General features: G+C 59.3%; 23 protein-coding genes and 1 pseudogene. 12 read left to right on the top strand and 12 right to left on the bottom strand.

What is annotated here, in order from left to right; all coding sequences use genetic code 11:
* Positions 1-26 precede the first annotated feature (26 nt).
* From AC1DPR_RS26600 to AC1DPR_RS26575, 6 genes are all read left to right on the top strand, one after another.
* Positions 27-1,301 carry an alginate O-acetyltransferase AlgX-related protein gene (locus AC1DPR_RS26600; RefSeq protein WP_477817522.1) on the top strand — a complete coding sequence of 425 codons (1,275 nt, stop codon included), beginning with the start codon at positions 27-29 and terminating at the stop codon, positions 1,299-1,301.
* Between the two features lie 4 nt (positions 1,302-1,305).
* Positions 1,306-1,944: an alginate O-acetyltransferase AlgF gene (locus AC1DPR_RS26595; protein WP_477817521.1), complete on the top strand. Its 639-nt coding sequence runs from the start codon at positions 1,306-1,308 to the stop codon at positions 1,942-1,944.
* Positions 1,945-1,955: 11 nt separating this feature from the next.
* On the top strand, positions 1,956-4,703 hold the full coding sequence (locus AC1DPR_RS26590; RefSeq protein WP_477817520.1) for a tetratricopeptide repeat protein: 2,748 nt from the start codon (positions 1,956-1,958) through the stop codon (positions 4,701-4,703).
* 64 nt (positions 4,704-4,767) lie between these two features.
* On the top strand, positions 4,768-5,787 hold the full coding sequence (locus tag AC1DPR_RS26585; RefSeq protein WP_477817519.1) for an alginate lyase family protein: 1,020 nt from the start codon (positions 4,768-4,770) through the stop codon (positions 5,785-5,787).
* Positions 5,788-5,883: 96 nt separating this feature from the next.
* Positions 5,884-6,129 (top strand): hypothetical protein, encoded by a 246-nt coding sequence (locus AC1DPR_RS26580; RefSeq protein ID WP_156828717.1) that lies wholly within the window; start codon positions 5,884-5,886, stop codon positions 6,127-6,129.
* Between the two features lie 178 nt (positions 6,130-6,307).
* Complete coding sequence (locus tag AC1DPR_RS26575; RefSeq protein WP_477817518.1) at positions 6,308-7,144, top strand: nickel-binding protein; 837 nt, start codon at positions 6,308-6,310, stop codon at positions 7,142-7,144.
* A 78-nt stretch (positions 7,145-7,222) separates the two neighbouring features.
* Here the strand turns inward: AC1DPR_RS26575 and AC1DPR_RS26570 are convergent, their stop codons facing one another.
* Positions 7,223-8,266 (bottom strand): NAD(P)-dependent alcohol dehydrogenase, encoded by a 1,044-nt coding sequence (locus AC1DPR_RS26570; protein WP_477817517.1) that lies wholly within the window; start codon positions 8,264-8,266, stop codon positions 7,223-7,225.
* 430 nt (positions 8,267-8,696) lie between these two features.
* Here AC1DPR_RS26570 and AC1DPR_RS26565 point away from each other — a divergent pair, with 430 nt between their 5' ends.
* From AC1DPR_RS26565 to AC1DPR_RS26540, 6 genes are all read left to right on the top strand, one after another.
* On the top strand, positions 8,697-9,152 hold the full coding sequence (locus AC1DPR_RS26565; protein WP_018855421.1) for a PTS sugar transporter subunit IIA: 456 nt from the start codon (positions 8,697-8,699) through the stop codon (positions 9,150-9,152).
* Between the two features lie 389 nt (positions 9,153-9,541).
* Positions 9,542-10,567: a sulfate ABC transporter substrate-binding protein gene (locus tag AC1DPR_RS26560; protein WP_018855420.1), complete on the top strand. Its 1,026-nt coding sequence runs from the start codon at positions 9,542-9,544 to the stop codon at positions 10,565-10,567.
* A gap of 8 nt (positions 10,568-10,575) precedes the next feature.
* Positions 10,576-11,433 carry a sulfate ABC transporter permease subunit CysT gene (gene cysT / locus AC1DPR_RS26555; RefSeq protein ID WP_025658308.1) on the top strand — a complete coding sequence of 286 codons (858 nt, stop codon included), beginning with the start codon at positions 10,576-10,578 and terminating at the stop codon, positions 11,431-11,433.
* Positions 11,423-12,292, top strand: a complete 870-nt coding sequence (cysW, locus tag AC1DPR_RS26550) for a sulfate ABC transporter permease subunit CysW (protein ID WP_018855418.1) — start codon at positions 11,423-11,425, stop codon at positions 12,290-12,292. Before cysT ends, cysW begins: the two co-directional genes overlap by 11 nt.
* Before the next feature lie 10 nt (positions 12,293-12,302).
* A complete protein-coding gene (locus AC1DPR_RS26545; RefSeq protein WP_477817516.1) occupies positions 12,303-13,349 on the top strand; it encodes a sulfate/molybdate ABC transporter ATP-binding protein in 1,047 nt (348 codons plus the stop codon).
* Between the two features lie 270 nt (positions 13,350-13,619).
* Positions 13,620-14,447 (top strand): cell wall hydrolase, encoded by an 828-nt coding sequence (locus AC1DPR_RS26540; RefSeq protein WP_477817515.1) that lies wholly within the window; start codon positions 13,620-13,622, stop codon positions 14,445-14,447.
* 11 nt (positions 14,448-14,458) lie between these two features.
* On the opposite strand, the gene AC1DPR_RS26535 is transcribed toward AC1DPR_RS26540, so the two are convergent.
* The 11 genes and pseudogenes from AC1DPR_RS26535 to AC1DPR_RS26485 all read right to left on the bottom strand — a co-directional run.
* Positions 14,459-15,514 (bottom strand): ABC transporter ATP-binding protein, encoded by a 1,056-nt coding sequence (locus AC1DPR_RS26535; RefSeq protein ID WP_477817514.1) that lies wholly within the window; start codon positions 15,512-15,514, stop codon positions 14,459-14,461.
* 5 nt (positions 15,515-15,519) lie between these two features.
* Complete coding sequence (locus AC1DPR_RS26530) at positions 15,520-16,350, bottom strand: carbohydrate ABC transporter permease (protein WP_018855414.1); 831 nt, start codon at positions 16,348-16,350, stop codon at positions 15,520-15,522.
* Positions 16,351-16,354: 4 nt separating this feature from the next.
* On the bottom strand, positions 16,355-17,290 hold the full coding sequence (locus AC1DPR_RS26525; RefSeq protein WP_025658302.1) for a carbohydrate ABC transporter permease: 936 nt from the start codon (positions 17,288-17,290) through the stop codon (positions 16,355-16,357).
* An 84-nt stretch (positions 17,291-17,374) separates the two neighbouring features.
* On the bottom strand, positions 17,375-18,634 hold the full coding sequence (locus AC1DPR_RS26520) for an ABC transporter substrate-binding protein (protein WP_018855412.1): 1,260 nt from the start codon (positions 18,632-18,634) through the stop codon (positions 17,375-17,377).
* A 37-nt stretch (positions 18,635-18,671) separates the two neighbouring features.
* The gene (locus AC1DPR_RS26515; protein WP_018855411.1) at positions 18,672-19,838 is read right to left on the bottom strand and encodes a PLP-dependent transferase; all 1,167 of its coding nucleotides are present in this window, start codon (positions 19,836-19,838) and stop codon (positions 18,672-18,674) included.
* Entirely contained in the window at positions 19,835-20,557 is a 723-nt protein-coding gene (locus AC1DPR_RS26510; RefSeq protein ID WP_113163569.1) for a FadR/GntR family transcriptional regulator, read from the bottom strand. Before AC1DPR_RS26510 ends, AC1DPR_RS26515 begins: the two co-directional genes overlap by 4 nt.
* Before the next feature lie 632 nt (positions 20,558-21,189).
* Entirely contained in the window at positions 21,190-22,521 is a 1,332-nt protein-coding gene (locus AC1DPR_RS26505) for a type II toxin-antitoxin system HipA family toxin (protein ID WP_477817513.1), read from the bottom strand.
* Positions 22,518-22,760, bottom strand: coding sequence for a helix-turn-helix domain-containing protein (locus AC1DPR_RS26500; protein ID WP_477817533.1), 243 nt, complete (start codon positions 22,758-22,760; stop codon positions 22,518-22,520). Before AC1DPR_RS26500 ends, AC1DPR_RS26505 begins: the two co-directional genes overlap by 4 nt.
* Before the next feature lie 688 nt (positions 22,761-23,448).
* The gene (locus tag AC1DPR_RS26495) at positions 23,449-23,781 is read right to left on the bottom strand and encodes a type II toxin-antitoxin system TacA family antitoxin (RefSeq protein WP_477817532.1); all 333 of its coding nucleotides are present in this window, start codon (positions 23,779-23,781) and stop codon (positions 23,449-23,451) included.
* A gap of 212 nt (positions 23,782-23,993) precedes the next feature.
* Positions 23,994-25,178, bottom strand: coding sequence for a CobW family GTP-binding protein (locus AC1DPR_RS26490; protein ID WP_113470891.1), 1,185 nt, complete (start codon positions 25,176-25,178; stop codon positions 23,994-23,996).
* Between the two features lie 103 nt (positions 25,179-25,281).
* A pseudogene (locus tag AC1DPR_RS26485) lies at positions 25,282-25,938 on the bottom strand (DUF4082 domain-containing protein); the annotation flags it as partial.
* Positions 25,939-25,957: the final 19 nt, after the last annotated feature.

The raw sequence follows: 25,957 nt of genomic DNA, 5'->3' as shown, positions 1-25,957 counted from the left end.
CTGTCCTATGTGCTCTGGGCGTTTTGGTGCTGGCCCATACCGCCAAGGCGGAATCAAACTTCGGCTGTGCGAACCTTGAGACCGACAAGCAACTGAGCGTCGTGGAAGGCAGGCAGGGGTATTTTTATCGGACGATCGCGGATCTGCGAATGGAGCAGCAACTTTCCGAGCATACGGCCAGTCAAATGGCCGCACTCTCGGAGGCTCTGGAAGCAGGAGGAACGACGCTCGTTTATGTGCCAATTCCGACAAAAAGCCTGGTGATGCCCGAGTATCTGCCGCGCGAGGCCGGCGACTATGGTTTTGACTACGACGTGGCAAAGCGCGTCTATGACGATGTCATCAAGCGCCTTCGCGACCACGGGGTGGTGACGGTCGATGTTCTCGGTGCGATGAAGCGCGCAGGAGGCCAGGAGCCACCGTTCTTTCAAGCGGACTTTCACTGGACCTCTTCAGGAGCTCGCGCAGCGGCAGATGGGATTGCGGCCGTGATCCAGCAACTTCCGGGTGTTAATGATCTCGCGAAGGCTTCATTCGAGACCAAACCCGCAGGGCGGCAGGCAATCATCTCAACGATGCGCCGCCTGCTGCAGGCAAACTGCAAACAGGCCCTGCCGTTGCCGGAAACCGATGCGTTTACGACGACTGAGGTGGCAGCCGGAGATGCCGGGCTCGATATCTTTGGAGACGGCACTTCGAAGGGCGCTGTAGCGCTGGTGGGAACGAGTTACTCGGATCTGGCTGCATCAAACTTTGCGGGCTTCCTTTCGCAAGCGCTCTCCTCCCCGGTTACGAATTATTCGATCTCGGGCGGCAACCAGTTCGGATCCATTACATCCTATCTGACCTCGAAGACCTTCGCGCAGTCGCGACCGCGCTTTCTCATCTGGGAAAACCCGATCTACAACAGTCTCGGAAAATTTGGTGATGCGCCCCTGCTCGAGTTGAGGACGGCGGCTGGCCAGAGTTGCCACGAGATCGAGCCCGACGAGATTTCCACCGTTGGCGACAGTACTCTCGAAATCGCCCTTCAGGATGGCGGCAAAATTCCGGATTCGGCAGTAATATACGTGTATTCCGGCGATGACCGCAGTCGACAGGCAACCTTACGCTTCCGATTGAATGACGGCCACATGTTCGAGAGCAGCATTCGGCGTGCGGACAGGATGATCTCCACCGGGCGGTATTACTTTCCTGTGCGCTACTTTGGAGTACAGGCATCGCAAAAACTGAACCTTGAGTTTGATCGCATGTCGGCGAAGGAAGTGTCGGTCGGCATCTGCAACACAAGAGGAGGATAATCTGATGGATAGGGCTCGTGCCTTTGGAATATTCGCCGCAGGAACTCTTCTGGTTGCCTCAACCTATTCAGCTGGGCTAGCCCAGGACTCTGGCCTCTACGGCAAGCCGATGGATCCGAATTCGTCCTTCATTCGGGTTCTTGACGCAAGTGCCTCTTCAGCCATCATTGCGGGGGCATCCATCGAGAATTTCAGCGATGGCGTCTCACCCTACGTCAACGTGAAGCCGGGCGAAGTAGAGATGTCCCTGGGGGCCAAGACAGCCAAGGTGACGGCCGAACCCGGAAAATACTACACATACGCCGCCCTGGCAGATGGGCAGACGAAGCTTTACACGGATGCGGTCAAGGACGATCCGTCGAAGGCTCAGGTTTATCTCTACAATCTGAGCGATTTGAAAGCGGTGGATCTCGTGGTTCCGGCTGCCAAGGCCACCGCACTGAAGGCAGTGGCGCAGGGAGAGGCTCAAAGCGTATCGCTGAGAGCACCACTGAGCTTGAGCTTTGCCATCCAGGAAGGCGGGAAGACTGTAGCGGAAACCAGCAAGGTCGATCTCAAGAGGCGCTCGGGCTTCACGATTGTTCTTTCCGGCAGCGCCGGCAACTACCGCGTCATCGCATTAGAAAATTACCTGAACCAATAGGAGATCCAATCGTGACCGGGCGTTTGCGTTTCTCAGTTCTGTGGATCGGCCATCTCGGTGTGGCAGCGGGCGTGGTTGCCGTTTTGGGGGCCGCACCCGCTGTTGCAAAGCCGGTCGCCGTTGAGTTTCTGCCTCCGGCGATCGAGTTGAAACCCATTTGCGAACAGCGCTCACAGGACAGCGATGTCGTCGGACGCTGGCTTGCCTGGGACAGAAAGGCGCTGCCGAAGCAACAGCCTTGGCTTGTTCTGAGGGAGGCTCAGCGCCTGCGCGACATCGACCCGCAACAGTATTTTCCGATCATAAAACGGATGATCGAACTTCTGCCCACGATCGATCCCGGAATGAAGGCAGACGATGTTGCCGCTGAGGAGATTACACTCTACCTGCGCGCCGGAAAGACTGACGAGCTGCGTCAGAGCAAGATGGTCGAACAGCTGATCAATCGCGCCGAGGCGAACACCCCGAAGAGCCTCTATCTTGCTGCTGAACTGATGCTTGATGGTGTAAGCGCAAAGCAGGATGAGAAGAAGGCCCTTTCCTATCTCGTGGCAGCCGCCTACGGCGGCAACCCGAACGCCCTACTGGAGCTGGCCAAGAGAAATCTCGAGGGTCAGCAGATCCAGGGCTGGAGTGTCGATCCGTCGCTGGCCGTAACGATGGCCTTTGGCGCGATGGTTGGTAAGCTCGACAACGGAATATGTGACCGCGTCACGCGGATCGCCCGGGAGTACGAAAAGGGAGAAGTGGTCGCCGCCGATCGCCGTATTTCTGAGGCGTGGTTGCGGTTTGCGGCCGATCTTGGAGATGGAAACGCAGCCTGGAATGTTGCCCGTTACCATCTCGACAGTTCCGAGATTACCAAGGACAACAATCTGCTGATTCACTATCTCCAATTTGCCGCTGACAAGGGCGTGGTTGCCGCGCAGTCTGAACTCGGGCACCTCTATGAGGTTGGGGCGATTGTTCCAAAGGATCTGGCCAAGTCCGAGTATTACTATCAGCTTGCCGTCGCCGCGGGTCATCGAAACAGCCTGATCAAACTTGCAAATCTCTACGAAGACACCGATCAGCAGGGGGCGCGCGAAAAATACCGCCACGCATTGAATGAACTCGCTGCACTCCCGGACCCACCAGGCTGGACTTTTGCCAAGCTTGGCAATCTCGCCATCGAGGAAAGCGGCTACTGGCGGGCAGAGAAAACAGCGACCGACTTTTTCGAAAAGGGCGCCGAGCGCCGGGATATGACATCAATCCGCAGTTTGGCTCTGATCCGTCTTCAACACAGTTCCACCGACGGTCAGTTCGACGAGGGCATAAATCTGCTTCTCGAATTGCTTGATAGCTATGGCCGGACGGACACGATGGCCGACCTTCGAGATGCCTACCTTTGCCATGCCCCCGACGGTCCGCAGATCGAGAAGGCCCAATACTGGTCGGCGAATGCAAAAGAAGCACTCAATGCCGGGTGGTCCGTCAAGACCATCGGAGATCTTGTCGAGCATCCCAGCACCGCCGAAACGGCGAGCCTGCAGTCGGGCGCCTTGAACGGGCAATCCAATTTCATCGCGGGATATCTCTGGTATCTCAAGACGTCGAAGGCTACCCCGGAGGCGATCGGCGAATGGGAAAAACGCGTTGCGCAAAATCCCGACGCGAAGACCGCCTACGCAGTTTTAATGCTGCAGGCGGACGACGGCGTAGACAACAAGAAGGCTGCCTTGAAAATGCTGCTGGAAGCGGCGCAAGCCGGCGGCCGGGGCGCAAAGACAGCCGCCGCCGATCTTATCCTGACCTCGCTTGGTCAAGACGCGAAACTGGTTAAGACGGCGGGAGATTTCCTTCATGCCGAAGCGGCAGGCGGATCGGGAGCCGCCATGCAGCTTCTTGCAACAAAGTCGGGCCCGTCGACATCGGCTGCCGACGTCTACCGGGAGTATAGCGACGCTATCGAAGCCCGCGGTGATACGGAGGCAATGATCTTTGCGGCCGGACAGGTTTCCGACGTCGAACAAAAACGGAGCTATCTTGCCCGGGCGGCGGGTAGAATCGATTGCTCTTTCGACTCGGCACTTTCGATGGCCAGCGCCTATTTCTCCTTCAATCAGGCGGCGGACGCCGTCAAATGGATGACGGTTGCAGAGGCGTTTTCTGCAGGAAAGCCGTGGAGATCAAGACTGCTCGGCGAGACTTTCCAGCGGATCCCACAGCCCGATATGCAGACCAATGCCATGCGGCTGTTTGAAGTCGCGGCCTTGGGCGGCGACGCAAAGGCCCAGCAGTATCTGCTGAAGGCCTACCTGGACGCCGCGGGCGCCAATTACTCCCAGGAAAAGGCGGTCGACCTGATGGTGGCCACAATCAGCAAGGCTTCGCCTGCGCAGATTCTTGACAGCTTGTCGCGGCTTGAGCGATCACACAAGGCCATACAGCAGCAGGTGTTGGCGCGCGTGAACCTGGCGACACTGTTTCACGATGCAGCCGCAGCCGGCGATCCCGTCGGTATGAGGGAATTCGGCAAGCTCCAGCTTGCCAGGATGGACGGTCCCGAAGACGCGGTGGTCGCCCAGGACATGTTCCAAAAGGCAGCCGGCAAGGGTGACGTTGAAGCAATGGTGCTGCTTTCCAGAAACTACGCGTTCGGTATCGGCACCACCCCATCCCTCTCGCTGGCCAGGACGTGGCTCGAAAAGGCGGCAAGCCTGGGCAACAAGGAGGCGAAGGAAATGCTCGTTGTCATGACAATGAAGGCCAATTGACATGCAAACCATTCGGTTTTGGACACCATGCGAAGGTCACGCCGATCCGCGCCGAAAGTGGCAGTTGCCATCTATCATCATGACAATGGGCCTGCTTGCTGCACCGCCCTTCGCGCTGGCGGCCGTAAAGTGCCCAAGCGTCGGAAAACCTGTGGTCAGCCTGGAGTTGGGCAGCCGATATGAAAGAAATGACAAGTCTCGTTCCGACATCGACGAGAATGCAGATGCGGCTGTCGACAAGGCGTTGAAGCCGATCGACGTCTATGTCAGGAGCCTGGCAAATCTTTCCGACCAGTCGCCGAAGGCTTCGACGCGGGACGAAACGAACCGCTGTTTGTATCGTGCGCTGTCGAGTTGGGCGGATGCCGGCGCACTTTCCGACCTCGGCACGCTCAATGCCAAGCTTGCGATCTCGCCGCGCGTGGCGGGAATGGCAATATCCTACTACGACGCGAAGGCCGTCACGCCGCCCGACGACGAACAGAAGAAGGCAATCGAAACCTGGCTTCAGTCTCTCGGCGTGGAGCTCATGACATTCTTCGATGAAGACGCGCCGAAAATGGCTTCGCGAAACAATTTGCGGGCCTGGGCAGGCCTCGCCGTCGGCCAGATCGGCGTTGCGACCGACAATGACCAGCTTTCCAGTTGGGGCGCGAAGACGAATGAGATGGTCATATGCTCGGCAGACGATGACGGCGGACTGCCCTTGGAGATGAAGCGGGGCGACAAGGCGCTCCATTACCAGCTTCATGCGGTGGGTCCTCTTGTCGTCAATGCGGCACTCCTCAATGCGAAGTTCAACGACAGTTTCAGCGTGTGCCAGGGCAAGCTCGACCGGATCGTTGATTTCACGCTGTCCGCACTCCAGAAGCCAGAGCTGGCTGCGGCCAAGGCAGGCACTGAACAGACATTTTCGACTGGCAAGGAAAAACTCGAAGCCTTCCAGATCGCATGGCTGGAACCCTATCTGAAGTTTCGGCAAAGTGAGAAAGCGACACGGCTCGCCGAGCGCTACCGGCCGCTATCCAATTCGAACCTAGGCGGAAACTTGACCAGTCAGTATTCCGCGAAGTCGAAAAAATGAGTGCAGGATAGCTGGAACGCCCTGTTTTACCACGACTGACGGTCAAAGGCGGGCTTGCAACCTATCCTCAAAAACCAATCGAATAGGGAGGTCGCGTTGAAAAAGCACCTGGTATTTGGGATCGCGTTCAGTGCCGTGGCCGCACTCACCTTTAATCCGGTTCTTGCTGCTCCGCCCACTGCCCCGCAACAACAAAGCGGATATGTTGCGCCTGACAGTCAATCCAGGCTCAGTCCGAAGGCTTGCGCAAAGCTGATTGCAAAAGCGAAAAACTCAGGCAAAAGCAACGAAATCATATTGAGAAGAAAGATGCGGCTTGAGGCACGAGGCTGCGTCTTCTGACGTCGGCCAGCGGCCATGTTTTCCGCGATCTGCGGTGTGAGTATCCAGCGGCCGGCCCCTGTCAGCAAGGCGTCCTGGGGCGCCCGCTGACGCGACACCATCCCCTCAGGTGGACCTGACGGTGCCAACGGCGTAAGATGCCGCCAATGCTGAGGGGCTCTCCGAAGGACGCACGCACGTGGCTATCTTCATGGACCGGCATGATCTTGCGGGGACATCCGCCGAAGATATAGCCGAGGCGCATCGCAGGGATCTGGCTGTCGAGGATCGGTATGGGGTGAAGTTCCTCACCTATTGGTATGACCAGCGGCGCGGAACGGCGTTCTGCCTTATCGATGCGCCGGACGCCGAGACTGCGCAATGCGTGCATCGCGAGGCACATGGATTTGTCGCCGGTGAAGTGGTCGAGGTGGCGTTGTCGGCGGTCGAGGCATTCCTTGGGCGCATTCACGAGCCCGAGCAGAAGGCCGGCCAGCCCGGTGCCGAAAGGGATGCCGGGCACAGGGCGATCCTGTTTACCGATATCGTGGGCTCGACGGAGATGACATCACGCCTTGGCGACCGCATGGCTGCGGAACTGGTGCGAGCGCATGATGCGATCGTGCGCCGTTGCCTGGCACAATGCGAGGGTCGGGAAGTGAAGCATACCGGCGACGGGATCATGGCCTCGTTCGTTTCGACGCACGCCGCCGTTGGCTGTGCCATGAGCATCCAGCGCGAATTCACCAGCTATAACAGCGGAACGCCGGAACCCATTCACGTTCGTATCGGCCTTGATTGCGGCGAGCCGATCGAAGACAGCCACGATCTCTTCGGCTCGACGGTGCAGCTCGCCGCTCGGCTCTGTGCGGCAGCCGGAGTCGATCAGATACTCGTATCGGAGAATATCTTCAGGGAGCACGGAGCCTCCGATCTTTTCGCCAACGCAGCGCGCCGACGTCTCAAGGGCTTTTCGAAGCCGGTGCTGGCATTCGAATGCGCCTGGAGCGACGCCGAGGGAGTTCTGTCGCAGTAGGTAAATCGCAATATCGATGTCGGCGCCGCAGCAGGTTCGCGCCGAAATGAACGCAATAGAGCCTGCGAAAACGTCGCCCTACCCCATCACGATCTGCAGCTTCACGTCACTCGGACGCGCTTCGACGGCGCGATCGAAGGCGGCAATGGAATCCTCGAAGCTGAATGTCTCCGAGATCAGCGGCTTGAGATCGACACGGCCGGAGCCGAGCAGCGCAATCGAACGCTCGTATTGGTGTGCGTAGCGGAACACCGTCTCGATGCGGATTTCCTTTGTCGAGGCCGTCGAGACATCGAAGCCGATCGGATTGACCGGCAGACCGACGGCGACGATGACGCCGCCCGGACGGGGCAGTTCCATGATGGTTTCCCAGGCCTTTGGCGAGCCGGAGCATTCGAAGATCACATCAGCGCCCCAGCCATCCGTCAGGCGTGCCACTTCTTCGACGAGGTTCCTCTCGCGGATATTGACCGGGATGACACCCTGATATTGGGCGGCAATGTCGAGCTTTGGTTGGGCCAGATCAGCAACGACAGCGCGAGCACACCCACCGGCAAGAGCGGCAATCGCCACCATCGTGCCAATCGGACCGGCACCAAGCACGACAGCCGTATCGCCGGGGCTGATCTTCGCCTTGGCTGCGGCCTGCATGCCGACCGCGAAGGGCTCGACCATGGCGCCTTCGGCGAAGCTGACGCCATCAGGAAGCTTGTAGGTATAATTGGCCGGATGCACGACTTCTGATGTCAGCACCCCGTGGACCGGCGGAGTGGCCCAGAAGGTAACGGCCGGGTCGACATTGTACATTCCAAGGCGACTCGCCTTGGAGTTGGGGTCGGGGATACCGGGCTCCATGCAGACGCGGTCGCCGACTTTCAGATGCGTGACGCCGGCGCCGACCTCGACGACGGTGCCGGCCGCTTCGTGTCCGAGCACCATTGGCTCGTTGACGATGAAGGGACCGATCTTGCCATGGGTGTAGTAATGCACATCGGAACCGCAAACCCCGACGGTATGGATCCTGATCTTCACCTGTCCCGGGCCTGTCTCCATTGGCAAATCGATGTCGCGAAGCGCGAGTTCATGCTGGCGCTCGAGCACCAGCGCGCGGACTTTGGCCATTTGTGTGTTTCCTTCCCGGTTGGCGCCCGCTCTTGTCTGGGCGCGGCGGCTTTGGACGGACTATATGATCCGAAGCCTTCGCATTCAATTGGACCTAGAAGGCTTTTGCTCAAGAAAAGTTCAAATGCTCATTTTGTTTGAGATCTGATCAGCCGGAGGTGACGAGATTTATCGCTGACGATGGTCCACCGGGAACCGCCGATCAATTCATTTCTAGAAACTGGGCGCTTGCCTGAATTTTCCTCGATCAGTGGTTGGAAGCTTGGGTGATCTTTATGCCGTCCTTATATTTGTAGTCGTTTATCACGCTCGAACCTTTATCCCGTCTGAGCCTATGAACGCGGAGCCAGGCGATCCACGAAACCGGCTGGCGACAGCGACAGTCATGGCCGACCCCGGACCCGCCCGCACGAACGACAAGAGAGACTTCATGGACCTTTCGATGATCATCCGTCCCGAGCACACCTTCATCGGCGTGTCGGTGGCGACGAAATGGAAGGCGTTGGCGAATATTGCTGAGAAAGCCGCCATCGCCTTCCATGTCGAGGAGAGGAAGATACTTCAGGCTCTGGAGAGCCGTGAGAGCCTTGGATCGACGGGGATCGGCAATGGTGTCGCCGTTCCGCACGCTGTCGTCGAAGGGCTGACACATCCGCGTGGCTTGCTCGTGCGCTTTGCGCGGCCACTGGATTTCGAGGCCGTCGACGACGTGCCGACAGACATTGCCTTCGCGCTTCTGTTTGGCGAGGCCAACCGCGGCGAGTATCTGAACGTGCTGGCGGCAATCGCGCGTCAGCTGCAGGCGCCGGGGGTTCTTGCAGCCATGCGCAAGGCCAGGACCGTCGAAGAACTCTATTCTGATTTCCTGGCGGATTCGCGTCTTTGACGAACCGGTAGATCTCTCCGATTTGGCTCGGTGTTCCAACGCCGCGGGCCCAGGCTGCCGCCCGGACCCGGCAGACAGGATCGCACCGAATGCCTCTCGACCATAGTTCGCCTCGTTGCTGGCGACAGCTTCGGCTTCTCGCCGCTCGGTGAACCCGCCAGCCGGTGCATCCGATCCGATTCAGGCGATATCGATGAGGATAAGCGACCGCAGACGGGCCGTGTTCACGGGTGCACCTGAAGGTTCGGCGTGCCCAAGGGAGCAAGTCCATTTCCAAAGTGGCTTCCAAATGGGATGCCATTCCAGAGTTGAGGGAGGAACAGAAACATTCTTCGTTTCATTATACGACTGACTTGGTAGAGTTTCGGCCATCAACGAAGGAGGTTTCCATGCAGTCCATAAGGATCACACGGCTTCTCGCGGCTGTGGCGCTGGCAGGCAGCGTCGCAATCGGGGCTGTCGCTCCCGCACTCGCGGATCAGACGCTTCTCAACGTATCCTACGATCCGACGAGAGAACTGTATAAGGATTTCAACGCCGCCTTCGCTGCGAAGTGGCAGAAGGACACCGGTGAAGCGGTCACCGTCAAGGCTTCTCATGGTGGCTCTGGCGCACAGGCGCGTTCTGTCATCGACGGGCTTGATGCCGATGTCGTAACCCTCGCCCTCGAGGGCGATATCGATGCGATTGCCAAGAAGACTGGAAAGATCCCTGCCGACTGGAAGACGAAGTTCCCGAACAACTCGACGCCGTACACTTCCACGATCGTCTTCCTTGTGCGCAAGGGCAATCCGAAGGGTATCAAGGACTGGGCTGATCTTGTGAAGGATGATGTCCAGGTCATCACGCCCAACCCGAAGACGTCGGGTGGCGCGCGCTGGAACTTCCTGGCCGCCTGGGCATGGGCCAAGCAGGCCAATGGCGGCGATGACGCCAAGGCACAGGAATATGTAACAAAGCTCCTGCAGCATGTCCCGGTACTCGACACCGGTGCGCGCGGCGCGACAACGACCTTCGTGCAGCGCGGCCTCGGCGACGTCCTTCTTGCCTGGGAGAACGAGGCCTATCTCTCCCTGGAAGAACTCGGTCCCGACCAGTTTGAGATCGTCACCCCGGCCTTCTCGATCCGCGCGGACCCCCCGGTCGCCGTCGTTGACGGCAACGTCGACAAGAAGGGCACCCGCAAGCTCGCTGAAGCCTATCTGAACTATCTCTATTCGGACGAAGGCCAGAAGATTGCTGCCAAGCACTTCTACCGGCCGATCAAGCCTGAAGCTGCCGACAAGGCAGACATTGCGCGCTTCCCGAACCTGAAGCTGGCGACAATCGATGATTTCGGCGGCTGGAAGGACGCGCAGCCGAAATTCTTCGGCGATGGCGGCGTATTTGACCAAATCTACAAGCCGGCACAATAATACGTCGCATGAAAGCATATAGCCCCACGCGGTGGCGGTTCAGACGGCCGAGCGTCATTCCAGGCTTTGGAATGGCGCTCGGCCTTACCTTGACCTGGCTCACCCTTCTGATCCTCATTCCGCTTTCGGGCCTTGCCTGGCGGTCGAGCGAGCTCGGCTGGACAAAATTCCTGGCCATCGCCTTCGATCCTCGAACGCTGAGTGCTCTTCGCATCAGCTTTGGAACCGCCTTCGCAGCCGCCTGCCTCAATGCCGCCTTCGGCGTCGTTCTGGCCTGGGTGCTCGTGCGCTACCGTTTCCCTGGCAAGCGCATCATAGATGCCATGGTCGATTTGCCGTTTGCATTGCCGACCGCCGTGGCCGGTATTGCGCTCGCAACACTTTATGCGCCGAATGGCTGGATCGGCCAGTTCCTGACACCACTCGGCATCAAGATCGCCTTCACGCCGCTTGGTATCGTCATTGCCCTGGTCTTCGTCGGCCTTCCCTTCGTCGTGCGCACGGTCCAGCCCGTCATGGAGGAGATCGACAAGGAGGTGGAAGAAGCTGCCGCAACGCTTGGCGCCACGCGTCTGCAGACGATCTTCCGCGTTTTGCTGCCGGGCCTTGCCCCACCTGTCCTGACGGGTTTTGCGCTCGCCTTCGCCCGCGGCGTTGGCGAGTATGGCTCGGTGATCTTTATTGCCGGCAATCTTCCGTTCCGGTCGGAGATTGCGCCGCTTCTGATCGTCATCAAGCTCGAAGAATACAATTATGCAGCTGCGACGGGCATTGCGGCCGTGATGCTGGTCATCTCGTTTGCCATGTTGCTGATCATCAACCTCATCCAGAGCTGGAGCAGACGGAGATATGGTTATGGCACTTGATACCGTCGCTCCGACAAAGGTGCGCTCCGCCGTTACCGAGCACCGGTTCGCGCGGTGGACGCTGATCCTTGTCTCTCTCACTTTCCTGACGCTGATCCTGCTTCTGCCCCTGGCAGCCGTTTTCGTCGAAGCCTTCCGCAAGGGCGCCGGACCGTTCCTCGAGGCGCTCCAGGACGAGGAGACCTTTTCCGCCATTCGCCTGACCCTCATCGTCGCGGGTGTCAGCGTGCCTCTCAACCTGTCTTTTGGAGTGGCGGCCGCCTGGGCGATTGCCAAGTTCGAGTTCAAGGGCAAGGCTCTTCTGACAACGTTGATCGACCTGCCCTTTTCGGTCTCGCCGGTCATTTCGGGCCTGGTCTTCGTCCTGTTGCTTGGTGCCAATACCTATCTTGGTCATTGGCTGAGCGCCTACAACATCAAGATCCTGTTTGCCGTTCCGGGGCTCATTCTCGCGACCATGTTCGTCACCTTTCCCTTCGTGGCGCGCGAGCTGATCCCCCTGATGCAGGAACAGGGGACGGGTGACGAAGAGGCGGCGATATCGCTCGGGGCCAGTGGCTGGCAGACCTTCTGGCATGTGACCTTGCCGAACATCAAATGGGGTCTGCTCTACGGCGTGCTGCTCTGCAACGCCCGCGCCATGGGTGAGTTCGGCGCCGTTTCTGTGGTCTCCGGTCACATCCGGGGACAGACGAACACCATGCCGCTGCAGGTGGAAATTCTCTATAACGAGTACAATTTCACCGGCGCGTTCGCCGTCGCCACCCTGCTTGCCTTGCTTGCGCTCGTGACCCTTGTTTTAAAGACGCTGCTCGAGATGCGATACAGTGAAGAAATCGCCGCCAGCCGACGGCACTGAAGGAATTAGAATGGAAGTTCGCGTACAAAACCTGCGCAAGGAATTCGACCGTTTTCCGGCGCTGCACGACGTCTCGCTCGACATACATTCCGGTGAACTTATTGCGCTGCTCGGACCGTCCGGTTCTGGCAAGACGACCTTGCTGCGTCTTATTGCCGGTCTCGAGAGCCCGACAGAAGGGTCGATCTATTTCGGCGACGAGGATGCATCGAAAAAGACCGTGCAGCAGCGCAATATCGGCTTCGTGTTCCAGCATTATGCCCTCTTCCGGCATATGACCGTGCTCGACAATGTCTCCTTCGGCCTGAAAGTGCGCGATGGTAAGCGGCGTCCGCCCAAGGCTGAGATCCGCAGGCGGGCTCTGGAGCTTCTCGACCTCGTTCAGCTCTCCGGCCTGGAGAAGCGCTATCCTGCCCAGCTTTCCGGCGGCCAGCGTCAGCGCGTGGCGCTTGCACGCGCCATGGCGGTTGAGCCGAACGTGCTTCTGCTTGACGAGCCCTTCGGCGCGCTCGACGCCCAGGTGCGCAAGGACCTGCGAAAATGGCTGCGCGAGATCCATGATCGCACCGGCCACACCACCGTCTTCGTCACGCACGACCAGGACGAGGCAATGGAGCTTGCCGACCGCGTGGTCGTCATGAGCCAGGGCGCGATCGAGCAGATCGGAACACCCGACGAGGTATACGACAACCCAAACTCGCCCTTCGTCTTTGGCTTTGTCGGACAGTCGAACTGTCTCGACGTGCGGGTCAATGGCGGCGAGATCTGGTTCGAGGATCGGCCGCTCGGGCTGAAGGTCGAGAGCGAAGCGGATGGAGACGCCCAGCTTTACTTCCGGCCGCACGATATCGAGTTGCGGGACGGCTGCGGCGGCTGCATCGCCGGTCTGCTGACGACAAGCCGACGCGTTGCCGGCACGCGCCACATCGAGGTCGACATCGGCAAGGGACATCCGCCCATCGAACTCGAACTGTCGCCTTCGCAGGCAGGGGCGCTCGATCGGACGCGGATCGCCTTCAGACCGACACGGTGGAAGTTGTTCCGGCCAGTTTCATAGTGACGGTCCACGCGGTCGATAGCGGTACGAATCAGCATGCCACGCGGGCCGATTTCGGTGGTTGCATCCGCCTGGCGGTCATTACCGGCGATGGAAGATCTGTTTGTTTTCGGTGGATGGTAGGAGTGCGAATCAGCCTGTGCAGCCGGGCAAAAGGCGGCCAAATCAAATTGTGATACTAATTGGGTTTGAAATTTACCTGAAACGCAGGTAAAAAAGCGATCACTTAATCGAGAAGGGCTTACTACTCTAAATAGGGGGCACCTGACATTGAGGGCGCATATATCGTTGGGAAAATCTCTCGCCTGGATTTTGCTCGCGGGCGTGGCTGCTGCAGGCTGCACGACCGCACAGCAACCGGCTTCGAAGGTGGTGAGCGACGCCACCAAGCCCAGGAATGCGGCGCACGCGGCGCAATCATCCAAAGTTACCTTCAATTATACGGCCAAGGATCGCGATTGCCTGAAGCGGGCAATGTACTTCGAATCCGAGCATTCTGATCGCGACGGCTACATGGCGGTCGGAACCGTGGTCATGAACCGTCTGACGTCGGGCGCCTATCCCGATTCAATCTGCGGTGTCGTCGCCCAACAGAGGCAGTTCGCACCTGGCGTGATGACGCGCGAAGTCGAGCCTGTGGCCGAGATTGAACTGGCAGACGCCGCTGACGCAATCTTGCGTGGCGAACGGCATCCGGGCGTCAAGGACGCGATGTTCTTTCACACGGACGGTCTGTCGTTTCCATATCGCAACATGCACTACGTGACGATTGCCGGCGGCAATGCGTTCTATGAGAAGCGTGGCCGGGACGGCGAGCTGCAGACGCCGGCACCCTTGCCCGCATATGAAGTCGCAATGAACTATCTGCCGGGCCGCAGCAGGATGCCGGCGCAGTTCGAAGCGCTTGTTCCGACGACGGTCCCTGTGCCGATCCCGATGCCCGGAACGGTGGCGACCTTGGGAACGGAACCCACTGCTCCGGCACCGACGGAAGCTGTCGTGCCTGTCAGCACCGACGCGGTGATACCAGTCGCCATTCCGACGCCGAGGCCGGACCTCGATAACGCCGTTCTGCGCGGCAGCCTCGCCCACGGCTGAGGCTGTTCGCCCTACTTCGCCCTGGTTCCATCGGCATCGAAGACGTGCAGATGCTGCGCGGGGAACGAGACGTTGATTGTCGGGCCGGATGTCAACGCGGCCCGGTCGAGCGTGAAGATCTTGAATGGCAGGCCGTGCAGCGACAGGTGCAGGATGATGCCGAAACCGGTCGGCTCGACCAATTCGACGTTCGCGTTCAGACCGCCTTCGCTGGCAATCACAACATGCTCCGGACGAATGCCGAGCGTCACTTTGGCACCGTTTGTCAGCGATAGCGGCGCAGCGAGCGGGACAACTGTTCCGTCCTTCAGGCGGACCCCGCCGTCTATGTAGGTCGCGTCCAGGAAATTCATGCCTGGCGAGCCGATGAAGCCGGCGACGAAGAGGTTGGCAGGAGTATCGTAGAGTTCGAGCGGGCTGCCGACCTGCTGCACGACACCGCCATGCATGGCAACGATCCTGTCAGCGAGCGTCATCGCCTCGATCTGATCGTGGGTGACATAGATCGAGGTCGCCTTCAGGTCGCCATGCAGTTTCTTGATTTCCGCGCGCATCTGTTCGCGCAGGCGCGCGTCGAGGTTCGACAGCGGCTCATCGAAGAGGAAGGCTTTCGGCTGGCGCACGATGGCACGGCCCATGGCGACGCGCTGGCGCTGGCCGCCCGAAAGCGCCTTCGGCCGGCGTTCGAGCAGCGGGTCGAGGCCGAGCTTGGAGGCGGCAGCACCGACGGCGCTGGCGATCTTTTCCTTGGCGGTTTTGCGAAGCTTCAGGCTGTAGCTCATGTTGCCGGCGACATTCATGTGTGGATAGAGCGCGTAGGACTGGAACACCATGGCGATGTCGCGGTCCTTCGGATGCAGCTCGTTGACACGATTGCCGGCAATGCGGATCTCGCCGCCGGTAACGTCCTCGAGGCCAGCGATCATGCGCAGCAGGGTGGACTTGCCGCAGCCCGACGGGCCGACAAGCACGACGAACTCGCCGTCCTTGATCCTGAGGTCGACGTCATGCAGCACTTTGACGGGGCCATAGGCCTTCTTGACGTTCTGGATATCGATCGATGCCATTTTGATTAACCCTTGACCGCGCCGGCCGTCAGGCCCTGGACGAGATAACGCTGGATGAGCAGGAAAAAGAGACCGGCCGGGATGAGCGCGAGCACGCCCGCCGCCATCATCTGCCCGAAATCCACGGAGAATTTGGAAACGAAGGTCAAAAGCCCGACCGGGAAGGTCGCCGCGTCGTTGCCGTTGATCAGCATGAGAGCAAAGAGCAGTTCGCTCCACGCAGCGGTGAAGACGAAGCCCAGCGTTGCGGCGATGCCGGGCAACGTCAGGGGCAGGATGATTTGCCGGAAGGCCGTAAACTGCGTTGCGCCGTCGATCATCGCTGCCTCCTCGAGATCCTTCGGAATGCCGTCGAAGAACGACTGCATCAGGAAGGTGGCAAAGGGCACGTTGAAGGCGGTGTAGACGACGACGAGACCGGTCAGGCTGTTTGTCAGGTGCAGTGGCGTCAGGATCTTGAAGATCGGCGCAACCAGCATGACAAGCGGGAACATCTGCGTCAGCAGCATCAAGGCGACGATCCAGTACTTCGCCCGGAAGTTGAAGCGCGACAGCGCATAGCCCGAAAGCGAAGCGCAGATTGTCACGACGACGGCGGTCGAGGCCGACACGATCAGGCTGTTCTTGAAGAAGGTCGGGAAGGCACTGTGCTGGATGACGAAGGAATAATGTTCAAAGGTCGTCCGTGAAGGCCACATCCGGACGCCTTCCGTATAGAGCAGGTCGTTCGGCGTCACCGACACCTTGAGGAGCCAGAACAGCGGAAACAGCGCAAAGATGATGTAGCAGAGAATGGCCAGGCGATGCGCGATGGTGGGGAGAAGGGATCGCTTCATGGCATCAATCCTTGTTCAGCAGGGTCTGCCGCAGCAGGATGATCAGCATCGAGTAGGCGAGCAGTAGGACGAGCAGCACCAGTGCTATTGCCGAGGCATAGCCGAAGTCCAGGCGCTTGAAGGCCTGCGTGAAGATGTAGCTCGCGACGATCTGCGTCCGGTCGGCCGGTCCGCCGCCGGTCATGACGACGATCAGGTCGGCGAAGTTGGAGACCCAGACGGTGCGCAGCAGCACGGTGATGGCAATCGTCGGCGCGAGGAAGGGCAAAGTGATCGAACGAAACCGCTGGAACCAGCCGGCGCCGTCGATGGAGGCTGCCTCATAGAGATCGCGCGGGATCGCCTGCAGTGCGGCAAGCAGGGTGATCGCAAAGAACGGGATGCCCCACCAGACATTGGCGATAATCGGTCCCCACATCGCATGGTGCGGATCGGAAAGGATGTTGGCAGGCTCGCTCATCAGCCCCAGCGCAAACAGCCAGTGCGGGATTGGCCCGATCACGGGATTGAAGAGCCAGGCCCAGTTCAGACCGGCGAGGAAGGAAGGGACAGCCCAGGGCAGAAAGACCAGAGCCTGCACGACACCCCTGCCCCAGAACGGCTTGTCGAGCAGAAGCGCGAGGATGAGGCCGAAGATGAACTGCAGCAGGACGGAGGCGCCCGTCCACAACAGCGTATTCTTCAAGGCACCGTAAAAAGCGGCATCTTGCGAGAGTGCACGGAAATGGTCGAGCCCGATGAAGCCGCCCGAAAAGGGATTGAGCAGCTGGATGTCACGAAACGCGTAGGACACCCCGATCACCAGTGGCACCAGCATCACCGCAATGATCAGGACCAGCGATGGCGCACTGTAGAGATAGGGTTCGGAGGCATCGGCGACGCGCTTCAGCCAGGGGCGTCGGTCCTGGCGCCTTTCCAGCGTATCGGCAGTCATGGTCATCAGACAAAATCCGTTTTGCGGCGCTTGTTGCGCCGTCGCAAGACAGGGAAGGAGGCGGCGGACAGGTCCGCCGCCGGTGGTCCGTTACTTCTTGGCGAGGAACTTCTGCTGTGCCTTGGTCAGATAATCTGCCCACTGGTCAGCCAGTTCCTTCGGCGTGATGTCGCCGAGAAGCGCCTGCTGGGTCGTCTTGATCGCGAGCGAATCCTTGAAGAAGGCGAACTCTTCGAGGTAGGTCGGCATCACGGTCGGAACGATATTCGGATCGGCCAGCTCCTCGAACCAACCCTTGAACTGATCGCCCGCATAGAAGGGATCCTTCTCGGCAGAGGTATGAACCGGAAGTGCGCCCGTCCGCTTGTTCCACTCGATGTTGCCCTCAGGCGATTCAAGTGTCTCGATCAGCTTCCAGGAGAGATCCTTGTTCTGGCTGGTGTTAAACATCGACCAGCCGGCAAAGCCGATAGTCGTGAAGCCCTTGCCGCTCGGGCCGACCGGCATCTTGGTGACGCCGAAATCTTCCGGCTTCATGCGCTGGGCAACCGCGATCAGCGCGTCCGGATCCTGGTCGAGCATCGCGCAGGTGCCTGAGTAGAAGCCGGCGACGGTTTCATTGAAGCCCCAGTTGACGCTGTCCTTCGGCGTCAGGCCCTTCTTGTAGAGATCGACAACCCATTCGAGACCCTTTGCCCAGCCTTCGCTGTTCATGGTCGAGGTGCCGTCCTCGTTGAAGAACTTGTTGGAGCCCGCCATCGTCGCGCCGAACATCACCCAGCCGTTCAGGCCGCCCGGACCACCGCGCAGGCAGTAACCGGACTTGCCCGGGAGCTTGGAGACCTTTTCGGAAGCTGCGACGAAATCGTCAAGCGTCTTCGGCGGCTCGGAAACGCCGGCTTCCTTGAAGAGGTTCTTGTTGTAGAACAGCGCACGCAGGTAGAAGCCGTAGGGCAGCATGTAGGCGGTGTTCTTGACGTCGCGGCCGAGTTCAAGGGCGCGCGGCGTCAAGCCCTTGGTGTGCTCCCATTTGGCAAGGTAAGGCTCGAGGCTTTCGAGCATGCCGTTGTTGGCATAGAGCGAAAGCCAGGTGTCGGGCATTTCCATCACGTCTGGCGTGTCGCCCGCCGAGACCATGGTCGCGAACTTCTGGAAGGCTTCGTTCCAGGGCAGCGAGATGATGTCGACCTTGGTGCCGGGGTTTGCGGCCTCGAACTTGCCGACGATCGATTTCAGGGTCTCGGTTCGTTCGGGGCTGGTGATGACTTCGACCAGTTTCAGCGTGGTATCGGCGAGCGCCGTACCGGCCATCATCGTGGCGAGTAGAGTGGCGGTGATCAGTCTTTTCATGCTTGCTCCCCCTTTTCAGGTTTTTCAGGTTGTCAACTCAAGAGGCGACCGCCAATGCCGCCTCGATGTCCTTCCACAGCGCCTCAGTTCCTTCGAGGCCGACGTGAAGGCGTACTGACCGCGCATGGATCCCGAAGGTATGCGCGGAATTCGGTTGCGCCTTCTGCTGAAGGACGACCTCGCCTGGTACGATCAGGCTTTCATGCCCACCCCAGCTCACTCCCAGTTTGAAGAGCTTGAGGTGATCGGCGAAGGCGCGGATATCGACGCCCTCGCGGAATATGAAGGAAAACAGGCCCGACGTGCCGTTGAGGCCAGCCGGAAGCCGGTTGGCAAGGCCCGGATGGCAGACGGTCTCCACCACGTCGAGTTCCTGCAGGCGCCTGGCGATCGTCATCGCGGCCGCCTCATGCGCTCGCATACGGATCGGCAATGTGCGCAGGCCACGGATCAGAAGCCATGCGTCAAACGGCGAGAGCTTGCCGCCGAGATAGGGGTAGGCCTCTGCCTTGATGCGGGCGATCATCTCCTTCGAGCCGGCAACGACACCGGCCACGACGTCGCTGTGGCCGCCGAGGTATTTCGAGGCCGAATGGATGACGATATCGACGCCGAGTGAAATCGGCTGCTGGAAGTATGGGCTCGCCCAGCTATTGTCGATCATGGTGACAACGCCATGCTTCCTGGCGAGGGCCGCGAGCGCGCCGACATCATGGGCTTCCATCACCCAGCTCGTCGGGCTTTCCATGTAGAAGACCTTGGCGCCGGGCAGCGCCTTGGCTACAGCCTCTTCATCGCGACCATCGACATAGGTCACCTCGACCTTCATGCGCTTCAGGATCGTGCCGAACAGGCGGAAAGCATCGGGATAGACGTGCTTGACGGCAACGATCCGGTCGCCCGGCTCGACGAAGGAGAGCACCGCCGAGGAAATCGCTGCCATGCCGCTTGCAAAGCCGAGCGCATCTTCAGCGCCCTCGAGCTTTGCCAGCATCTCCTCGAACATGCGGACGGTCGGGTTGAGGCCGCGTGTATAGATCGGCCGGACCTTTTCGCCCCGATAGGAGGAGATCATGTCGTCATAGTCGGAAAAGGTAAAAAGCGACGTCTGAAAGATCGGTGGCACGACGGCTTCGGCGAAGTTTCCTTCGTCGTGTGCTGTGATGAGCGAGGCAAGATCGAACGCGTCTGCGCCGTTGTTCATTTCGACATTTCCTTGATATCTTCCTCGACGACCCCGAGGATCTTCAGTGTCTCTTCACGCGCGGCCTCGGCGTCCCGGGCAGCGATCGCGTTGAAGAGCGTGCGGTGAAAGGGAAACGAGCGGCGGGCGAAGTCCTCGCGCTCGAAGGGATGCTCCCAGAACTGCCAGAATGTCTCGCGCATCTGCTCGAGAAGCTGGCGGAAAAGCGGATTGTGGGTGGCATCGTAGATCGCCAGATGGAAGGCAAGGTCTTCGGGCCCCGACGTGCCTTTCTCTATGTGGACGCGCTCCATCTCGTCGAGGTTCTGCTCGATCAGGATGAGATCCTTGTCGGTCCGCTTGCGTGCAGCGACCATGCAGGCCTCGCACTCGATCCCGCGACGCACCTCGAGCGTTTGCAAAAGAGCGTTACGCAGATGGCCGGTATCAAGCGACAGCGGCATATGGATTGTCGCCTTCGAAACCGGTTTCAGCAGGTAAGTTCCGCTGCCCTTTCGGGTTTCGATGACGCCGAGCGCCTGGAAATGACGGATCGCTTCGCGGATCGTCGAACGGCCCACCATCAGCGCCGCCATCAGCTCGCGCTCCGCCGGCAGGCGATCGCCTGCCCTCAATTGCGCGCTCTGAACATACTCGGCCAGTGCGTCGGTCACCTGACGTGCCCGATCCATGGCCGGAAGCGGCCGGATAACCGGCCTGTCGCTGCGTGGTGCCTTCATGGTTCCCCAGAATTCTTATAGGCAGTCGACCTGAAATTGGTCTGACATCTTAGCATTTCCAAAAAGCTGCGGAAACGTCAAGGGCAAGTCGGAAGTTAAAGAGCAGATTCTAGATTCTCCCAAGATACGGATCTCGGAAATCGAGGTCGTGGCGAAGGTCAGCGACCCTTACACAAACCTTTAAAAGGCAGACCTCACAGCAGACGCTGAAGGCGCGTGTCAGTCCTTGCCCACCGAGCGGTGCAAACCCGCCGTAGATTTACCGCCGACTATCCGACGGGTTATCAAGCACCGCCAGTTCAGCCTCGGTTGGAACCTCTCGAATATCCTTCGTGGGCGTTCCCGCCATTGCTCCAAGTCGCCCTCACTCCGGAGGACAACGGCAACCATCGCCGCGGACGTCCGCTTCGTCCTTCGCCATCGGCGATGTATGAATGACCTCACACCGAAACGTCGCGCGCGAAAACCCGGAGAAAGAAAAACCACAGCGCCTGCTTGACTAGCAGCAAGTTCCAGCGTCCTTGCAGTGTCGGTATCGCCCTGAACGATTGCGACGAATTCTCGCAGTAAGGTAGCAACCGCCACACCTCATAGGCGGAATTCAACGCTTGGGGCTGAAGCCACCCGTATCATCATCGCTTACGATTTTCGGCCGCTCGTGTTGGCCTGGAAATGCTGTAGTCATTCCGATCGTAGTGCACGCGAAGCGTCTGAGCCGGCCGATTGCCGTTCAAGAATTTGTCGAGTTCAGCAGTACGGGATTTGGATAGCCGGACTTTGTCAGCAAACTGCGGCCACCGGTCTACGGCCGTTCGCACCTGCTCTATAACATACCGAGCGTCTTGATCCGAGATCGAAGCCCCTCTGGCGACCGCCAAGAGGTGAGACATGCCAGGGTTTCTACCTTCCCCAGCTATTGCCGCGCTGTGCTCTCCGCCTGGTCCGGACGAAAAGGTAAGATCGTATGCAGGTGCTAATGACCAACGACCATTCCCGTCCATAAGGAATGCGTGGTTCTTCGCATGGTCGTCGCGATTCTTGGCATATACATTGAACACCATGTTTCGAAACATCTTGAGGACTTCTGCGGCGTCGCGGGTCATCATATGGGTAAGCTTGTGAAGTTGCTCGTAGGTGAGAGAGGCCTCGCGATGGCTGGCATTCAACAGACCGCTTGCCGTGTGCATGTGAAGCCTACCGGCAGGTATCCTGTCAAAACGCTTCGTTGCAAAAAGCCGCCTTCCCTTCCGGGTGTCGAATAGCTGGGTGTCGGCCATCTCCAGCCCTGCAGCTGCCGCCATGAGCGCATAGGCTTTTTCTTCGGCACCGATCTCCCCCGGATCGTTAGAACTGGGCGCTTTGACCATCCATCTTTCAAATCCCGGATCCAACGGCCGGCCGTAGTCCAAAACGCAGGTATTCTCGGCCTTGTTGAAGGCGATCATAATCTTTGGTCGTGCACCTGCGGATCCACCTTGCGCGCCCTGCAAGCTATCGATGTCAGCGACGTCCATTTCTGTCTGCACCAACTCCACTTGATCAGCGAACCAGTCGAGGTCAGCGTCGGTCGGTTGTTTCCGATCGTCCGGCAAATCGGGAACGTATGTCAGCGCGCCCATTCCCGTTCTTCCCACTGCCGAGAGACGGTCGATAGGAGTGAGCTGCGTATAGTCGATGCCCGCTCGCTGGAGACGGCGGTCAAGCAATAGACGACCCCAACCATCAGGCAGGCTGTCGTTGAAGAGCCCATGGAGCCCGTCAAACGGATCGCGAGGCGCTGCAATCAATCCAGTGGCGGCCATCATATGGAATGGTGAAATCAAAAGGGGTGCTGCGAGAAACTCTGCCGAGTACTCGAAGTAGGCCCTCCGTTCCTTGCCGCTCCAAGCGAGCGTGCCGAGCTTCTGCTCATTCCCTTCGAGATTCAGATAGACGTTCATCTGCTGGACTGGTTTGAACTTCATTTCCTGCGCACCCGCTGCCTAAGAGGACGATCAACGACATCATCGATATTCCGCGGCGGCCGACTCGGAAACAATCGCTCGAACTCAGCCTCGGCCTCAAGGGCGAAGGCAATTTTCACGAGACTCTCGAGGGAGATTTTTCCACTTTCTTCAAATAGTCTCAACGACCCGTACGAGACATTCGATCTTGCCGCCAGTTCCCGCTGGGTCAATCCGTGCTCGATCCGCCGGCGCTTCATTCTGTCCGCCAAGCCTCGAATAACTTCCACCGGAGACGACATGTTAAATGTGAACATATTATCACCTAATCGCATTATTTGGAAGTTAATGCCAATATAATAGCATTTAAATATATTGCAAGTCGATGATCTAATCGATCGCCCTGGTATGGTTCGCGGGATGTTCAGGATCATCCGAATACGACAACGTTCAGTTCGCCGATCCTGGCGAGATCCCGTCGTATCGCGATCCTACAGGCAATTGAACATGGTCTCCGACAACGTCCGTCATTCCGCTCCGGCAGCCGACAGCAGACCCACATGGCGCGGGCGCGTGGCAAGCCAGAAATGGCCCTTTGCGCGAATTGCGCCCGCTCAAGGCGGAGGTCAAACCGGAAGCCGTCGAGTTGATCCTCAACTCGACCTCGGCTGTGCGCTGTGCTGGAAAAGACAAAAATGCGGAATGCGGCAGCGCATACATATCGACGCCGGCACGCCTGTGTGTGCCACGGAAAAGGGGGCGATCGTGTAGATCCCAACACACGATTGGGCGCAGAAGTGTCGATCGCGCAGAATGTCTTTGAGGCGTTCTGTTTGTGGCTTTGACGCGCATAGCGTCGGAAAAAGTCGTTCTTCGTTGGGTCGCCGCAATCGAAGGACTGACGATGATGCGATTTCGCGATGGCTTCCTCTCTCCAGGAGGGCAGCGTCATAGAGTGTCAGGCAACCCTGCTATTGCCGCCCGCAGCTTCGCATTGGACTTGGGCGGATTTTCCAGCAGCTCGAGCACTCGCGCATGATCGCGCGCGGTCAGGCGAACGACCTCCGCCGCCTCGATCACGGCTTCGGCTTCGCGTAAGGCGGCCTGGGTCACGAAGTTGGTCAGGTTGGTGTTGCGCAGCGCAGCGGCGCGCACGAGCTTGGCCTTCGCTTCCGGTGAAACCCGCAAATTCATGCGTTTGTTGTCATCAACGGCAGCCTCGGGCATCTCCGTCTTCCTCCTAAATCGTACATGTTCAAGATGTTCGCGATTGCACCCGATTTTTCAAGATGGTGTGTCTTGATGGTGTTTGCCCACCCATTCCCCGGGAGCGTTGCCGGGCTCCCGCAGAAGGTTAGGCCGCGATCGTCGCTCGGCCACGGGCGATGGAGACTTCCATATATTGCCGATGCAAGTGGATTGCTCTCGAGCATGGTGTCAGACGGAACATCGAAAGTATCAGAGAGGTCATCGAGCAAATAGTGCCGCCCGCGCTACCAAACCGGAAACGGATCTTCGAGTGCGGACCAGTCCCGCGGATCCGCACTGGCCAGACACTCGTCCAACGCGCCGCGAACGCCTGTCTCATCCATGCCCACACCAATGAACACCAGCTCCTGCCGACGATCACCCCAGGCGCTGTCCCAGTGGCTCTCCAGACGTTCACGAAACTGCGGATGGACAGGCCAATCTTGCCGGGGCACCGCTGCCCACCAGAGCCCCATCGGTTCGCAGCGCCGCTGCACTCCGGCAGCCGACAGCAGACCCACGTGACGCGGGCGCGTGGCAAGCCAGAAATGGCCCTTTGCGCGAATGACGCCCGCCCAGGGCTCATCCAGGAATGCGCGAAATCGCATGGGATCGAAGGGACGCCTTGCTCTGTATACAAAGCTCGACACCCCATACTCCTCCGTCTCTGGAACATGGGTGCCTGGGCTGTAGAGCTCCTTGTGCCACAACGGGTGGGCGGCAGCCTTTGCCTCATCGAAGCGACCGGTGTCGAGAACGGTCGCGAGAGGAATCCTGCCGAAATCCGTCTCCACCTGGAGCGCATCCGGATTAAGTGCCGCAACCACCCTGCGGACCTCGGTGCGAACATCCTCGGTCGTGTCCGAGACCTTGTTGATCACCACGACGTCGGCAAATTCGATCTGATCGACCAAAAGGTCAATAAAGGTTCGCCGGTCCTGGCTGTCACGCTCCAGGCCACGATCACGGAGCAGGTCTGCGCTGCTGTAGTCGGCAAGAAGGCTTGCCGCGTCGACGACGGTAATCATCGTGTCGAGTTTCGCAAAATCGGATAGGGAGATCCCGTTTTCGTCGCGGAACGAAAAGGTTGCCGCGATAGGGCGTGGCTCGGCAATCCCAGTTCCCTCGATCAACAGATAGTCGTATCGCCCTTCCTCGGCCAGTCGCCGCACTTCCGTCAACAGGTCGTCGCGCAGGGTGCAGCATATGCAACCATTGCTCAGCTCAACCAATGTCTCCGTCGTATGCGACAGGTTGGAGCCGCCATCTCGAATGAGGCTGGCGTCTATGTTCACTTCGCTCATGTCGTTGACAATGACGGCGACCCGCAAGCCCTCGCGGTTGGCCAGTACATGGTTGAGGAGTGCCGTCTTGCCAGCCCCGAGAAAACCGGCGAGCACTGTCACCGGCAGCCTCTTTGTTCCTTCCATCGGCATCCTTTCGATGTCGGCATTTGCGACGACTATTTGCCGCGGCAAGAACCTGCATTGCATTCATTGCATCTGAAGTCGGCCTCTCACTTCGGCCGACCCATCACGCTGCGAGTTGCGGCCGGAAGACCACGTCGGCCCAGTAGTTCGCCGAATCAAAGGTGCTGGTCGGGAAGAGACCCGCGGTCGCGGACCCGCCATAGCTGTAGACGCCGTTCCCACCCGCGGCGGCACTTGAGAGGGCCGTCAGAGGACCGTTGGTGACGCCACTTGTGAAAAAGCCGTCGGTCGCCACATAGGCACCAGTCGTGTGGTAGGACGCCACATAGGTAGTGCCCGCGGTGATGGTAACCGGGGTTGCAAAGTTCACCGTCTGCCAGCCGCTGCCGGTGGTACCGGAATAGGTGGCGGTGGCAAGCTTGGTGCCTCCGGTCGTCCACAGGTCGACGACGTTCTGGCCGTTGTCGTTGGCGTTGCGGTAGAACTTGATGCCGGTGATATCGCCGGCAACGTTTGCCTGGAACTTGACGCCGAGCTCGAGTTGCTGGCCATCGTTGAGGTTCGTCTGGGCGGGTGTGCTGGTGGCGCTGAACAAGCTATAGGTCACAGGCGCTGCGGCCGTATTGATGCTGAAGGTCTCGCTGGTGGCGAGGCCTGCAATGTCGGTTGCCGTTACCTTGATGTCTGACGTGCCTGATGTCGTCGGCGTACCRCTGAAGGTGCGCGTCGAGGCATTGAAGCTCAGCCAGGTGGGAAGTGAAGCTCAGCCAGGTGGGAAG

This window comes from Rhizobium sp. 01T417, assembly GCF_056398905.1.
Note: the sequence above shows the minus strand (reverse complement) of the source record. Positions and strands in the feature narration are given on the sequence as shown.